Origin of the sequence: Mariniflexile sp. TRM1-10 (assembly GCF_003425985.1) — a bacterium.
In the GTDB taxonomy this organism is placed as follows: Bacteria; Bacteroidota; Bacteroidia; order Flavobacteriales; family Flavobacteriaceae; genus Mariniflexile.
In genome coordinates this window covers 2775607-2791133 of record NZ_CP022985.1, presented here as the reverse complement: position 1 = coordinate 2791133, position 15527 = coordinate 2775607, and the positions used below count along the sequence as shown (strand labels likewise).

Sequence of the window (15527 nt, the reverse complement as noted above, 5' to 3'; positions counted from 1 at the left end):
ATTTTTTTTATTCAACTAAAATTTCATCTACAAACAACCAGGAATCTTCTCCTTTTGGACTTTTCTTTAGGTTGCTTGCTATGACTTTTACAAATCTCACATTGCTTTTTTCAAAACTGATTATAAAATCTTTCAATTCTGAATTTGAATTGATTGCAAACGGACGCTCTATTGCTCCAACTTCTTTATAACTGATTCCGTCATTAGAAATGAAAACTTTTATAGCCGTTGGAAAATAAATGCCCGAACCTTGATTTTCCAAGGAACCAACGGTCACTTGATTGATAGATTGAATCTTCTCTAAATCAATAACCACTTCCATATCATCAACCAACCAAGCTTGCCATTGTCCGTCATGAAAATTTTTGCTTCCTCTGAGAATATTAACCAAACTTAATGGCCCATCGCCTTTGTAATTTTCATTATAAGGCGTTTTAAAATTCAATGTATTTCCTACTGCCTTGTGAAATTGAATGGTATCAGTAAAAACTTTACCCACTGGCTTATCTTCTTTAAACAAAGAAGCTTTTAGAATGGTTGTTTCCTTGATGGCAATAGAATCGGTGTATTTTGTGGATTGTTCTCCTAAATTTTTATCGTCCAAAACATAGCGAATATCTGCATTGGGGAATTCATTTTTCAAAACCACTTTTACTTGTTTATGTTCTAAATCGGCTGTAGATGAAGCAGCAACCAAATAAGCACTTTTTGAATAATTAATTCCTAAATAATCATAACGCTCTAATAGGGAAGGCAATCTTGTTGTAAAGTCATCCCAATTGCGTGCTTCTTTCGGACTCCATAAAACCTCTGCCATTGCTGCTAGTCGTGGAAAAATCATGTACTCTGATTGTTGTGTGGTGGGTATATATTCTGCCCATAAATTGGCTTGACCTCCTAAAATATGTTTGGCTTGCTCAGGACTCATTGCATCAACCACAGGATCAAATTGATATACTTTGCTCAATGGCGTATAACCACCAAAAGCTAAGGGTTCTTCATTTTGTGGCCCTTGATAATGATCAAAATAACAATGGGATTGCGGTGTCATTATGACATCGTGCCCTTGTTGAGAAGCTTCAATGCCTCCTTCTGTGCCCCTCCAACTCATTACTGTGGCTTCAGGAGCTAATCCGCCTTCTAATATTTCGTCCCAACCAATTAATTTCTTGTCTTTAGAATTGATGTATTTTTCCATTCGTTTTACAAAATAACTTTGCAATTCGCGCACATTTTCCAAACCTTCATCTTGCATTCTTTTTTGACAATGTGGACATTTCTCCCAATTGGTTTTAGTAGCTTCATCACCACCAATATGGATGTATTGGGATGGAAAAATAACCATCACCTCATCCAATACATTCTGTAAGAATTCGAATGTCGATTCTTTTCCGGCGCAATAAATATCGGTAATGGGCCAAACCCCTCCCGATGGCACGCCAATACGTTGATTAAAACAAGCCAATTCTGGATAAGCCGCAATAGCGCAACTCACATGTGCTGGCATTTCAATTTCTGGAATGATTTCAATGTTTTTAGTTGCTGCGTATTTTACAATGTCTTTTAATTCCTCTTGAGTTAAAAAACCGCCATAGGTTCCTTTTTCATCTGGATCAACGCTGAGTCTGGCATTCCAAATCACATCTTCTTGATCGACTCTCCAAGCACCCACTTCGGTTAACTTAGGATATTTTTTAATTTCAATTCGCCATCCTTGGTCATCTACCAAATGCAAATGCAGCACATTCATTTTTAACATCGCCAAACGATCGATTGTCGCTTCTATATACGATTTATCAAAAAAATGACGGGATAAATCGAGCATCAAACCTCTATATACAAAGCGAGGCTTATCTTGGATGGTTAAGGCTGGAATATGCCAATCTGTATTACTAACCACCTTGTTGCTCTCTATTTGTTCAGGCAATAATTGGCGTATGGTTTCTAAAGCATACAAAAAACCTGCGTGTCCTTTAGCTGTAATTTCAATATGGTCTTTATTTACAACTAATTTGTATTCCTCTTTACTTAGGTTGTTGTCTATGTTGAATGACACAAAATTAGTGTTAGGCTTTTTTGTAGTTGTATTGAGTTTCCAGCCAGATGCCTTTTCAAAGGTATTGATGAATGATTCCGCAAGATGTTTTTGTTCATCATTAACAACCACAAAAGAGGTTGTTCCAGTAAAATCAAAACGACCTTCCGTCAGTTTTAATTCGACCGGTTTAGGAATGATGTGAATATCTTTTTCTGTAACTGTTTTTTGTTTGGCACAGGAAGCAAAAACAATCATCAAAGTGGTAAATAGTATGTATTTAAATTTTATCATATTAATCTTTTATTGAGGGCGTTAGTTTAAATTGATATTGGTAGGTTTTATCTAAAAGTCGGTATTTTTCCATGGGCCAAGATTGCCAACTATCGATGCCACCAACACCCATTTGTTTGTCATCTATTTTCAAACTTGTTAAATCCCGTTCCTTGATATCGGCGGCATTTCTTTGATTTTTTTCCAATCCATCGTCTAAATCTTCAGTCAATAAATGCAGTGCTGTAATACTCAATAAATCATTCGATTGGACGTATAATTCTATTTTGTCATTCGACACATTCAACCAGCGAATAGCCGTTTTATTTCCTGTTTCTTGTGGTCGGATATATGGATAATATTGCTCCGAAACCGTTTGATTGTAGAGCCCAACTGGAGCGCTATAATTCCTATCCATATAGTTTTCGCGTGGTCCTTTGCCATAATATTGCAAGGTATTGAAGGCTTTTGGCAAGACAATCTCCATTCCAAATCGGGGCAACATAGGCACCTCTTGGGTTTTATCAATGTTTAATTGTTGTTGAACGCTGAGTTCACCATTACTATTAATTTCATACTGTAAAATCAATTCGGAAGACACTTGAGGCAGACTATAATTTGCTTTTACCACAATGGTATGGTCTTTGGCTTCTTGGTAATTCCAACTCAACAATATGGGGTTTTGCATCGCTTCTTTCCAAGGCAATAATTGACGCTGCAGTCCGGCTCCGAAATCATTATCATTAGGCGCTCTCCAAAAATTGGGACGCCATTGATAACCTTCCTTCAAAATAGTTTGGTTTTCGAAAGTGTACTCCGAAATAAAGCCTGTTTTTTTATCGAAAGTGATTTTGGTTTCATCACTTTTGAATGTAATACTATTAGCTGTTTTCTCAACCAACATCTTATTTGCTCCTGCAACTTTTATATCATTTTTCCAATGGCCTTTATAGTGTAATTGTTCGGTAGCGATTTCGAAATCTTTAGGTAAAAAAGGTTCTGCGTCTTTAAGCTGATAACTCACATTGACAAAAGCTTCTTGAAAGGTTTTCCCTTTTATCGAAATAGGCAAAACATAATTCTTGGATTCTTGCGGATCAATGTCCAAAGTCTCAATGTTTCCTTTACTATCTACAACACCATCCAAAACCAATTCCCAGTGCAACCGCACATTCGACAAATCTTTGAAGAAAAATTCGTTAAACACTTTTATTGTTGCTGTGTCTTTATTTTCCCAAGAAGTGAGTATGTTTTGATATACTTTTCGCATTTCAAAAGCATGCGGATGTGGTTGTCGCTCTGGATTAAAAACACCATTGTTTAGAAAGTTATTATCACTCGGAACATCTTTTGGTCCAAAATCACCTCCATAAGCAAAAACCTTGGTTCCGTCTTCCCTTGTTTTATAAACGGATTGGTCAATCATATCCCAAATAAAACCACCTTGAAAATTCTTGTGTGCCCGAAACACATTCCAATAGTCTTTAAAATTACCCATGGAGTTTCCCATGGCATGTGCGTATTCACTCAAAATATAAGGACGCTCCGGATTTGGATTGGCTTGAATATATGCTTCCATGGCTGTTGGAGCACTGTATTGCGGATTGATGATATCCGAATCCCAATCGAACTTCATACTTTTTCCATCCCACCCGGCAAAAGAAGCCCTTTCGTATTGTATCGGTCTTGAAGCGTCTCTATCTTTCAACCACAAATAGGCGCGATAAAAATTATAGCCATTACCGGCTTCATTTCCCATGCTCCAAATGATGATTGACGGATGATTTTTATCCCGTTCCACCATTCTCTGAATACGTTGTAAATGTGCCAATTCCCAGTTGGGTTTGTTTCCCAAAGTTTTGTCCGTTTCATATCCCATGCCGTGAGATTCTAAATTGGCTTCATCTACTAAATAAATCCCATATTGATCGCACAGTTCATAAAAATAGTCATCATTGGGGTAATGAGACATTCGGACAGCATTGATATTGTATTGTTTAAGAAGCTTAATATCTTCTTCCATGCGTTCCTTCGAAATGGTTTGTCCCGTCACTGGATCGGTTTCCTGACGATTGACTCCTTTTATATAAACGGCTTGACCATTCACCAAAAGTTGACCTCCTTTAATTTCTACTTTTCTAAAACCTGCATTTTGCGGAATGACTTCAAGAACATTTCCTTTTTTATCTTTCAAAAGAAAATTGACTTGGTATAGATTTGGGATTTCAGCACTCCATTTTTTCGGATTACTAACCGCAAAATCAAAAGCGACTTTCTTTTTGGATGCATCCAGTTTTAAGCTTTTGGTTTCCAAAATTGTTGGTCCATCCTTCAGTTGTACTTCTAAGGTAGGGTTGTCTTTTTTATGTAAATCCGATAATTCTACTGCAGTTTTTAAAGTGCCATTTACATAAGAAGCATCTAAATCAGGAATGATTTCAATATCTTTTATATGCACTTTATTTCGAGCATACAGATAACTTTCCCTTGTAATGCCACTCATGCGCCAAAAATCCTGACATTCCAGATACGAGCCATCACTCCATTTCATTACTTTTAAGGTGATGCTGTTTTGACCTGTTTTTACATAGTGGCTTATATTAAATTCCTGTGGCAATTTGCCATCTTCACCATAACCAACATAAGTTCCATTTACCCAAACCATAAGATTGGATTTGGCTGTTCCCACGTGCAGAAAAATTTCTTTTTCTTCCCAATTTTTATCTATTGTAACTTCTCTTCTATACACGCCTGTCGGATTGTATTTTTCAGGAACTTGAGGTGGATTTACTGCAATATATTTAGCAAAATCATAGGTTGTGTTCGTATAAATGGGATATCCATAACCGTTTACATCCCAGTTGGCAGGGATTGTAAAATCATCCCATTTGGTATCATCAAAATCACTTTTCTCGAAACCGTTGGGTAAATCATTCGGACTTGCAACATATTTAAACTTCCACAATCCATTTATATCTAAATAGTTTTTTGAAAGTTTCCAATCCTTTTTTGCAGCCAAAACTTCATTTTCATAAACAAAATAAGCAGCATGCATGGGTTCTCTATGTTCCTCATTGATTTTTTCATTTTGCCAATAAGGAATAGTCTCCTGAGCATTAGAAGCTACTGCTGAAAACATAAACGTAATTATGAAAAGGATTTTTGTCATTAATTAATTCTCTTACTTATCCCAAGTCATTTTAAACTGTGCGTCTTCCATCCTATTACCCTTTTCATCATCACAAACGGCGTAGTTGAAACCTGAGCGTAAACTATAACCTGCATGTTCACCATTTTTATTCAGAGCAATAAAACCCACTTGCAAATATGCCATGTCTTTGTGGTTTTTATGTTTATTATAAATCCGCTCCGTAATTTCTTTACAGGCTTCGAATGGCGATTTTCCTTGACGCATTAATTCGACCACCATGGCGCTTCCGGCAGTTCGAATCACCGCTTCTCCCAATCCTGTTGCTGCGGCTGCACCGACTTCGTTATCTAGAAAAAGGCCTGCACCAATGATTGGCGAATCGCCAACACGTCCGTGCATTTTCCAGGCAGCGCCACTTGTGGTACAACCGCCAGCAAGATTTCCGTCATCATCAATCATGAGCATACTAATCGTGTCATGATTTTCGATATTGATTACGGGTTTATATTTTGAGGCTTCGAGCCATTTTTTCCAATCTTTCTCCGATTCTGGCGTTAACAAATTTTGCACTTTGAAACCTTCCGATAGAGCAAATTGTAAAGCGCCTTCACCTGATAACATCACGTGAGGTGTATTTTCCAAGACTCTCTTAGCTACTGAAATAGGATGCATAATCCCTTCTAAAAAAGAAACCGAACCACAATTACTGTTATGATCCATAATACAAGCATCCAGCGTAACCTTGCCTTCTCGGTCGGGGTAGCCACCATAACCTACACTGCGGATATTGGGATCGGCTTCAGGGATTTTCATTCCTGCTTCAATGGCATCTAAGGCTGATTTCCCTGCTTTTAATTGTTTCCATGTTTCGGCATTAGCAGGTAAACCATGGTTCCATGTCGAAACAACCACAGGTTTTTTCTTTGTCTTTAAATCTGTTAATCCATCTGTTTCTTTCTTAACGACTTCATGACATCCTGTTACAGTACTTAAAGCGATCCCACTTAAAGCTATTTTCTCAATAAAATTTCTACGTTTCATAAGAATAAAGTTTCATCTGTATTATTTTATTTGTTTTTCAATGGTCACATGGAACGCTCCGAATAATCATCCTCGTGTGTGTGCCATTCTCATGGGCGTTTCGTGTTTCTGTAGCCAAACCACACGATGTAGGTATAACAAGCAACAATAAACAATAGGGCATTTTTGAACTCGATGATGTCTGATAAATATCCGAAAAACGGTGGAATCAGTGCACCACCTACAATTGCTGTACATAATAAACCAGATGCTTTTGGTTTTAAATCCCCTATACCATCGATGGCTAATGTAAATATGGTAGGAAACATAATGGAATTAAATAACCCCACTGCTAGAATGCTCCACATACTTACCAAACCAGTTGTATAAATAGATACTAAAATGAGTGTAATAGCCATGAATGCAAAAAAAGCAAGCACTTTTCCCGGCTTAATACTTTTAGTAAGGTACGCTCCTATAAAACGCCCAATCATGGCTCCAGACCAATAGAATGTTACAAATACCCCTACAATGGCTTTATTATCGTTTTCTGCTATTCCAGAATTAAGAATGGCTTCTGCAATAAACTTCATAATCTGGTTGTCTTTTATCACAGAAACCAGATTCATATCTAAAAAATAGTTTACCAAATAGCTGCCAATTGCTACCTCAGCTCCAACATAGAAAAAAATCCCCAATACGCCTTGCATGAGTTTTTTGTTATTTAAAGCCTGTCTATAAGTTCCTGTTGATGCTTCGGTAATAACTTTAGGTAATTTTGAAAACGAAAAAACAACCGCTATTAAGCCTATAAATATGGCTAACCCTAAAAAAGGTGTTTGTACTGCGGTGGCTTCGGATGCCAAATATGTTTCTCTAGCATAACTATCTAAAATGGCTATTTCATCTTTGTTCTTTATGACATCACTTAAAATAAAAAGAGCGCCTACGGCGGGGGCAATTGCAGTTCCTAAAGAATTAAATGCCTGAGACAGATTTAAACGGCTTGAAGCACCCTCTTCGGGACCTAACACTGCAACAAACGGATTAGCTGCCACTTGCAAAACAGTCATTCCTGCTGCCAAAATAAAATAAGCCAACATAAAAACACCAAAAACCCGATAGGACGCCGCTGGATAAAACAACAAGCAACCCAATGCCATGGTTAATAGCCCTAGAACAATCCCTTTTTTATAGCCTATCTTTGAAAGAATGTAGCTTGCTGGTATGGAGAGCAAAAAATAAGCTCCAAAAAACGCAAATTGTACCAATCCTGCTTGAAAATATGTTAAGGTAAATAATTCCCGTAGGCGGGGAATTAAAGAATCTACCAATACTGTTATAAATCCCCATAGAAAAAATAAAACAGTGAGTAAAATAAACGATGACCGATACGATTGTTTGTTTTCCATGTTTAATGCTTATTAATTTAGTCCATGATAAAAATTGAAGAATATTACATTGCGTACTATCGAAAACGAAAATATATTTTTATTTGAAGATAAAAGCACAGCTTGCGAAATGTGATTAAAAGCAATGTTTCCAATGTCTTCGACTGCGCTCAGACTGACATCTGAATATATTTGGATTTTTGTCACGTACTAAAAGTTTTTAATTTACAACTATTCCATTGATGCTTTTACAGTCTTAATGACTTTTAAATAACCATCTGACAATCCTGTTCCATCATAAAAGGCTACTCCTTTGGCACCGTTTTCTTTTGCCAATAAAATAGCTTGTTTTAATTCATCTTCCGATTTGAATGCTGGTAAATAAACCCCCGTATTTACGTTTGTTTGTTTGCATTCTAAATCTGTCACACCTTGTTGTGTAGCATATGCCACCCAATCAATTTCTTCGTTATAAAAACCATGATAGATCATTGGGTAAACTTCGTCTATATCCCATTTATCCCAACGTTGGCGCACCATGTGGTCGGCCATTTCCGGATAAGGAAACACAGCCGCTGTTAGTTTTTTATTATGACTATGCACTATCTTATAAGCGTCATCTACTACCGATTTTATAGCATTCAACCTAAAGTTTTTCCATTCCATATCGATGGCGGTGTTGTTGCTCTCTTTAGGGTTTTTATGGTGTATTTTTTCAAATGCCTTAATACATGTATCACAATAGCAAAAATCGTATTCGGCCATTTCAGAATCTTGAACTAAATTATATTTTGGAAGTAGGCCAATTGGTAAAAAAATATCCGGGAAACGAATATAATCTAAGTGTACACTTTCAATACCATCAACTTTAGCCAAACCTTCAACCAGACTTAATACATGGTTTCTCGATTCATTTCTTGTTGGGCATAGCCACTGGTAATAATCTACATAAGGACGCGTATCAAAACATGATTTTCCATCTCTACTCACCATATACCAATCTGGATGTTGGAGCGCTACGGAATCTCCGGGTCGGTTCATTGCCATAATCCAAGCATGTACTTTTAAACCTTTTTCTTTAGCGACGTTTACAAGTCTTTGTAAAAGTTTTGGATCTGTTTCCGTGTTTATTAAAACCTCATCTATACCGCCGTTTTTATACCTCTCAAATTCGGTAGCGTACTCATTATTTGAGCGTTTTGCATCGGCTGTAATCCATACACCAAATTTGAAAGATGTATTTGTGCCAGTAGTGCTATTTTCAGCTATCTGAGTATTGTTAGCCTCTTTATTTACGCAAGAAAACACACTTACTAGCAATACGAAAATTAATAATCTATATAATTTTTTCAGGGTTTTATTTTGATATGATTTTGCCATCTTCTTTTATGATTAAGGTTTTATTTGAAAAAGGACTCTTTGCCGAAATATTAAATCCAGAGATATGTGCTTCTAACTTTACAGGAATGGTTTTACCATCAATAACAACTTCATGCTTTGAAATACTATTCATTGGAGTGGTATTTGTTTCACGTTTTTTTTGTGCTCTATAAATACTATATAACTCCCATTTTAGTTTTTCATCTGGAGGCATGGAAAAGGTAGCACCTTCAGCAGTTTCTTTTGAAGAAAAATACACATAACCCCATTTTTCGGGTTCGTGCATATTAATGACACCCATGGGCGACCATACCCAATTGTATTCTGGTAAAAAATCACCTTTATTATCTTTTTTACGCATGTATTTGCCATTAGAAACAGCGTGTTGCCAATTAACTCTAGAGAAATTTACACGCCAAAATTTATTTTCTGGAACGTTTTGGTCGTAATAGGACGTTTTGTAGGCAGCCCAAGGAATCGCTATTTCCAGGATCCATCCTTGATCAATATCAGTAGGGTTGTTAATGGTTCCGTTAACTTTAACTGCCGATTTTAATCCCGTTAAAGTCCAATCGTTTAAAACAACATGATCATCTTCTCTATATGGTTTGCTAATGAACAAATCCCAAACTGTATTTAGGGCATTTATTTCTAATTCATAATAATTATGGGTATCACCATCGGGGTCTATAAACACTTCAAAATCGTTATTATAAAAAATAATAGTGTCCCGTTGTTTTAAATAGCCCCAAACATGTGGTTCGTCTATTTTCGCAAGGATGTAGTAGTATTGATTATCCCAAAGCATTTTTACCTTGGTACTGTATTTTGGCACTTTTTCTCCTTCAATATCGACAAAAAGGGGTGTCCATGCTGCTTTGTTCCAAGCATTGTCCGAGTCATCACCATCAATAACGATAGTACCTGCTGTTTTGTAAGCCGTATAACTTTGGGGAATAATAACCTTGCTTGGTTGTGCGCAACCAAACAAGGATATAGAAAAAATTGCTATTAATGAGACTCTTAATTTCACGTACATACTTTATTATAAACTGTTGTTTTTTGTAAACGCAACAACTTCACTTAATTTACCAAATGCCATGGCTACAACGGTATCTGCAGCTCCATAATAAATTGCCAATTTATCTTCTTTTATATCGTGTAATGCTGCACATGGAAATACTACATTGGGAACATCGCCAGTTTGTTCGTAAGATACGGCAGGCCCTAATAAATAAGGCTGCGTTCTATATTTTACTTTATCTGGTTCGTTTTCGTCCAATAAAGCGGCACCCATGGCATAACGAAACCCGTTACATGTTTTAATGACACCGTGATATATCATGAGCCAGCCTTCGTTGGTTAGAATCGGGATGGGGCCTGCTCCTATTTTGGCACATTGCCACGCGCTATCTTCAAAAGCTGCTGCTTTCATAACGCATCGGTGTTCTCCCCAGTACTTCATATCTGGACTGTAACTAATGTAAATATCACCAAAAGGCGTGTGTCCGTTATCACTTGGGCGGCTTAACATGGCATATTTTCCATTTATTTTCTGTGGAAACAATACGCCGTTTCTGTTAAAAGGTAAAAAAGCATTTTCGCATTGAAAAAATTCTTTAAAATCGAATGTATAGCCAATACCAATTGTTGGTCCGTTGTACCCATTACACCACGTTATCCAATAGCGGTCTTCAATAAAAACAACTCGGGGATCGTATTTATAATCAGATGCTATCATTTCGGTATTACCCGCTTGCATTACTATGGGTTCGTGATTGATATTCCAATCGATACCATTTTTACTAAAACCAGCAAAAATATTCATTTGTACCGCTTTGTTATCGCATCGAAAAACACCTGCAAAGCCATCACCAAAAGGCACAACAGCACTATTAAAAACACTATTGGATGATGGTATGGCATAGCGGTCTATAATTGGATTATTGGAATATCTCCAAATAACCTCGTTGCTATTGTTTGGTCTATCTTGCCAAGGAATTGTACTCACTTTTATATTTATTTATTATTAAACTTTACTTTTTCTTACTCAACAAAAAATTCTGTGTTCTAATTTGGTATTTTTTTTACTTTATCTAACCATGTGTATTTCAAAATGACTGAAGTAATCAAAAATACAGTTAATGAAACTATTGTTTGTGGATAATCTCTAATTAGGAGATATATAGGAAGTAAAATCATGCTTGACTGCCAAACAATCCCTATAACGCAATTCAACATATCCCTTGCAAATTCGTTGTTTTTTTCAAAAGTTTCATCCTCCTTTTTTAGTATTTTATAAATGGGATGCCACCAACCCCAAGGACGTACATTGGCATAAAAGGACTTAAGTACCTCAATATTTGTTGCAGGAGTTAAAAAAGTTCCTAAAAAAGAGCCTAATAATGACACCGCAAAAATGATGGGAAAGACGTAAATTGCAGACATTTGAGCTAAATAGTACAGCCAAGTGTCTACTTCCAAATTTGCTTTGTTTTGGTCCAATAAAAACTGTAAGGTTGCAATAACCAATCCTGAAGCCATTCCATAGAAATAGCCCCAACCATTAAAACGCCACCAAATCCATTTTAAAAAGTTTGCTGCTACATAACCTCCAAATAATGCGCTGGTTATCCATAATGTTAAGGAGTTAATGGAATTAGCAAAAAAACCCATAAACACCCCAAAACCAACAACTAGAAAAGAAGCAATATGACTTACTTTTATATAATGTGCATTTGTTTCTTCCGATTTAAAGTATTTTTTATAAATATCATTTACAATGTATGCTGGTCCCGCATTTACAAAGGCTGAAAATGTGGACATAAATGCCGCCAATAAACCTGCCAACAACAAGCCCTTAATTCCTACCGGCACATGAAAATTAATGACTTTTGGCAATAAAATTTCTAGATCGCCTCCATTTAATAACGCATCGGCATTCATTTCAGGAGCCAAGGTTACCAAAGCAATAACGACGATACCTGCAATCATTAAATATCTTGGAATAAACAAAATCAGATTTGTAAAACCACTCATGTAAGCCGCTTCTTTTACTGATTTGGTTGAAAGGATTCTTTGCAAATCGTAACTTGGCGTAGGGCCTGCAATACTTGCAAAAAAACCTTTAAAGAGTGACATTCCTATAAAAGCCCCAAACATTTTATACCCTTCGGAATCTATTAAATTATTAAAAGCTTGGTATTTTTGATTCCATTGTGCATCAAGTTCCCAACCAAAAAAGACATTCTTCCATTCATCACTAATTACCGATGTTATCTGTATATCACTAAACTCAAAGAAAGTATATCCAGCAACCAACATTCCTGCAACAACCATAATAATATATTGTAATACCTCTGTAGCTACTACCGAAAACATACCTCCTTTAACTGTATAAATAGTCGTTAAAAAAATAATCATTAAAGCGTACGATTGTTGTGATGTTAAGACATTTGTATCACCAAAAGACAATGCAAAATCCCAAGGCAAAATGATAGTCATAAATTTACCGATGCCTTCAAAAAAATAAGCGATGAACCCAATTGCCGATACGATAGCGAAAATAGCAACGATGATATGCGATGCTTTACCTGCCTTGTCATTTCCGAAGCGTGTTAAAATCCATTCAGAGCCAGTCATAATATTAGATCGTCTTATCCAAACGGCTAAGAACATCATAACAAAAATTTGGTTCCAAATAGGCCAAAGCCACATAAACATAAAACTTTTAACGCCGTATAAAAACAGAATTCCAACCATCCATGCAGTTCCAGATACGTCAAACATTCCCGAACCATTACTTAAACCTAGGTAATACCATTTTATAGATTTTCCACCAAGGAAATATTCGTCCAAACCAACGGATGCTTTTTTAGAAATCCAGATTCCAACACCTACTGTTAATAATATATAACCTAATATTATTGATACGTCTATAATATTCATCAGCCTCTTTTGTTATTAGTTAATCCCCAATTTTTATTAGGACTGGATCCCATAACAACACGTAAAATACCACCTTGCATTATTTGTTGATGTGAAATGGACGTTTGATTAAAATCTACACCGTTTAGCGTCGCCGATTGAATGTAAAAATTTTGATTTGAAACGTTTTCAGCTTCAATAACAAAGGTTTTGCCTTCAGGAAGCTTTATGGTTGCTTTTTCAAAAATTGGACTTCCGATTTCGTATACTCCCGAAGCTGGGTTCATGGGGTATAACCCCATACTGCTAAACACATACCAAGCAGACATTTGTCCACAATCTTCATTGCCACTTAACCCATTAGGTGTGGTATTATATTGTGTATTTAAAATATGGTGCACCCAAAACTGCATTCGCCAAGGCTTATTTGCTTTATTAAACATATAGGCTATATGGTGGCTTGGTTCGTTACCGTGTGCATATTGACCTATTAGCCCAGTAATATCGGCAGATATGTTATCACCAGTAATTTCAGAACTCTCTGTAAACAACTGTTCCAAACGATTTGTAAAAATGGTATCGTTTCCGTGTAATGAAATAAAATCTTCTACATTATGGGGTACAAACCAACTGTGTTGCCATGCATTGCCTTCGGTATAATCGGTTTGTTCTCTATGGTTGGAATGTTTGGCATCAAAAGGTTCGTTCCATGATTTTCCGTCTTCTGATTTTCCACGCATAAATCCTGTTGCCGGATCAAATAAATATTGGTAGGCTTTAGAACGATTTAGAAAAAACTGATAATCCGCTTCTTTTCCCAAAGCTTTTGCCATTTGTGCTACACACCAATCATTAAAAGCATATTCTAAAGTTATGGTTACCGATTCGTCCAATAAATTATATGGAATGTAGCCGTATTGTTTATAGAAATTCAATCCGCGCTCGTCTTGCATCATGGTTGTTTTCATAGCTTCGTAAGCCGCTTCAGCATCAAAGCCTTTTATTCCTTTTATATAAGCATCTAATATTACGGGAATGGAATGATACCCTGTCATGGTATTGGTTTCGTTTGCATAAAGCGTCCAAACGGGTAATATTTTTTTAGTTTCGTAATAGGCCAACATGGAATTAACAATATCTGATACTCTTTCTGGAGCTATAATTGTCAATAGAGGGTTTTCGGCTCTAAACGTATCCCAAAGGGATAAGGTGGAATACGCTGTATAGTTTGTTGCCGTTTCAATACTATCATTCTCCTTTCTAAATTGGCCGTTTTTATCACTGTAAATTACCGGTGCCAATTGTGCATGGTACATGGCTGTATAGAACATGGTTTTTAAAGAATCTACGGGCGTTTCTACCACTATTTTTGACAATGCCTCATTCCAAGTTGTTTGAGCTTGATTTTTTACACTTTCAAAATTAAATCCATCTGTATCTAAGTTGTCTTTTGCGTTGGCAACACTAACCGATGAGAGTGCTACTTTTGCTACTAGTTCCTTATTATTTTCAGCTTCAAAAAACAGCTGTGATGCTACTTTTTCTGCTTCAATGGTCGTACTGGCAATTGGTTTTCCATCGGCAAACAAAAGATGTTTGGAAATTGGTTTGGAAAATTTTGCCACGAAAAACACTTTTTGATTTTTTGCCCAACCTGTACTAAACCTATAGCCACTTATGGTGTTATTATCTTCAATGGTGATAGCTGTTTTTGTTGCTTTATCCCAATTGATGGCAAAACCTAAATCTATAATTAAAGCTTGTTTATCATTTTCAGCAAAGGTATATTTATGATAAGCTGTGCGTTCTGAAGTTGTTAATTCTACATTTATTTTAGGGTCTTCGAGAAAGACTTGGTAATATCCTGGAGTAGCCATTTCGTTCTTGTGGCTATATGATGATTTGTACGGAAATGAATCTCTGGAAGTTGGCTGTATTGTTAAGTCTATCACTTTATTTGTTGGCATAAACAACACATCGGCTAAATCGCCAATACCTGTGCCGCTTAGATGTAAATGGCTAAAACCAACAACAATAGAATCGGAATAATGGTACCCCGAACACCAATCCCAATTTGAAATCCCATTATCGGGGCTTACTTGTAGCATGCCAAAAGGAACTGTTGCCCCAGGGTAGGTATGCCCATGACCACCTGTTCCTATAAAAGGATCTACATGGTTAACTAAAAGCGGATTTTTATTGTTACTATTACCGGTGTTTTTATTACAACTTATAACCGAAACAGTAAATAAAACTAATAAGAGAATGTTCTTCATGTAAAAACTATCTGAATTTAAGTCTAAATTTTCATAAATTTAAACATTATTAAAAGTTATTTAGACGGACAACA

At 36.4% G+C, this 15527-nt stretch carries 9 protein-coding genes; all 9 read right to left on the bottom strand.

The genetic code is table 11. From position 1 onward, the window contains the following. Positions 1-7: 7 nt before the first annotated feature. The 9 genes from CJ739_RS11820 to CJ739_RS11780 all read right to left on the bottom strand — a co-directional run bounded on the left by CJ739_RS11820 (position 8) and on the right by CJ739_RS11780 (position 15453). Positions 8-2329 (bottom strand): glycoside hydrolase family 20 protein, encoded by a 2322-nt coding sequence (locus tag CJ739_RS11820; RefSeq protein ID WP_117175527.1) that lies wholly within the window; start codon positions 2327-2329, stop codon positions 8-10. 1 nt (position 2330) lies between these two features. Beyond that, positions 2331-5477, bottom strand: coding sequence for a glycoside hydrolase family 2 TIM barrel-domain containing protein (locus CJ739_RS11815; RefSeq protein ID WP_117175525.1), 3147 nt, complete (start codon positions 5475-5477; stop codon positions 2331-2333). Between the two features lie 12 nt (positions 5478-5489). Then, the gene (locus CJ739_RS11810) at positions 5490-6500 is read right to left on the bottom strand and encodes an isoaspartyl peptidase/L-asparaginase family protein (RefSeq protein ID WP_117175522.1); all 1011 of its coding nucleotides are present in this window, start codon (positions 6498-6500) and stop codon (positions 5490-5492) included. Between the two features lie 89 nt (positions 6501-6589). Then, entirely contained in the window at positions 6590-7891 is a 1302-nt protein-coding gene (locus CJ739_RS11805) for a sugar MFS transporter (protein ID WP_117175521.1), read from the bottom strand. Between the two features lie 210 nt (positions 7892-8101). Then, entirely contained in the window at positions 8102-9250 is a 1149-nt protein-coding gene (locus tag CJ739_RS11800; protein WP_117175519.1) for a putative glycoside hydrolase, read from the bottom strand. Beyond that, the gene (locus tag CJ739_RS11795) at positions 9228-10289 is read right to left on the bottom strand and encodes a carbohydrate-binding family 9-like protein (RefSeq protein WP_117175517.1); all 1062 of its coding nucleotides are present in this window, start codon (positions 10287-10289) and stop codon (positions 9228-9230) included. Before CJ739_RS11795 ends, CJ739_RS11800 begins: the two co-directional genes overlap by 23 nt. 6 nt (positions 10290-10295) lie before the next feature. Further along, positions 10296-11261: a glycoside hydrolase family 130 protein gene (locus CJ739_RS11790; protein ID WP_117175515.1), complete on the bottom strand. Its 966-nt coding sequence runs from the start codon at positions 11259-11261 to the stop codon at positions 10296-10298. A 59-nt stretch (positions 11262-11320) separates the two neighbouring features. Beyond that, entirely contained in the window at positions 11321-13198 is a 1878-nt protein-coding gene (locus tag CJ739_RS11785) for a sodium:solute symporter family protein (RefSeq protein ID WP_117175513.1), read from the bottom strand. Then, complete coding sequence (locus CJ739_RS11780) at positions 13198-15453, bottom strand: GH92 family glycosyl hydrolase (RefSeq protein ID WP_117175511.1); 2256 nt, start codon at positions 15451-15453, stop codon at positions 13198-13200. Before CJ739_RS11780 ends, CJ739_RS11785 begins: the two co-directional genes overlap by 1 nt. Positions 15454-15527 lie beyond the last annotated feature (74 nt).

Coding starts and splice junctions, on each gene's coding strand:
- CJ739_RS11800 (WP_117175519.1), bottom strand. CDS start 9,250: ATGGCAAAATCATATCAAAATAAAACCCTGAAAAAATTATATAGATTA.
- CJ739_RS11810 (WP_117175522.1), bottom strand. CDS start 6,500: ATGAAACGTAGAAATTTTATTGAGAAAATAGCTTTAAGTGGGATCGCT.
- CJ739_RS11785 (WP_117175513.1), bottom strand. CDS start 13,198: ATGAATATTATAGACGTATCAATAATATTAGGTTATATATTATTAACA.
- CJ739_RS11815 (WP_117175525.1), bottom strand. CDS start 5,477: ATGACAAAAATCCTTTTCATAATTACGTTTATGTTTTCAGCAGTAGCT.
- CJ739_RS11805 (WP_117175521.1), bottom strand. CDS start 7,891: ATGGAAAACAAACAATCGTATCGGTCATCGTTTATTTTACTCACTGTT.
- CJ739_RS11820 (WP_117175527.1), bottom strand. CDS start 2,329: ATGATAAAATTTAAATACATACTATTTACCACTTTGATGATTGTTTTT.
- CJ739_RS11795 (WP_117175517.1), bottom strand. CDS start 10,289: ATGTACGTGAAATTAAGAGTCTCATTAATAGCAATTTTTTCTATATCC.
- CJ739_RS11780 (WP_117175511.1), bottom strand. CDS start 15,453: ATGAAGAACATTCTCTTATTAGTTTTATTTACTGTTTCGGTTATAAGT.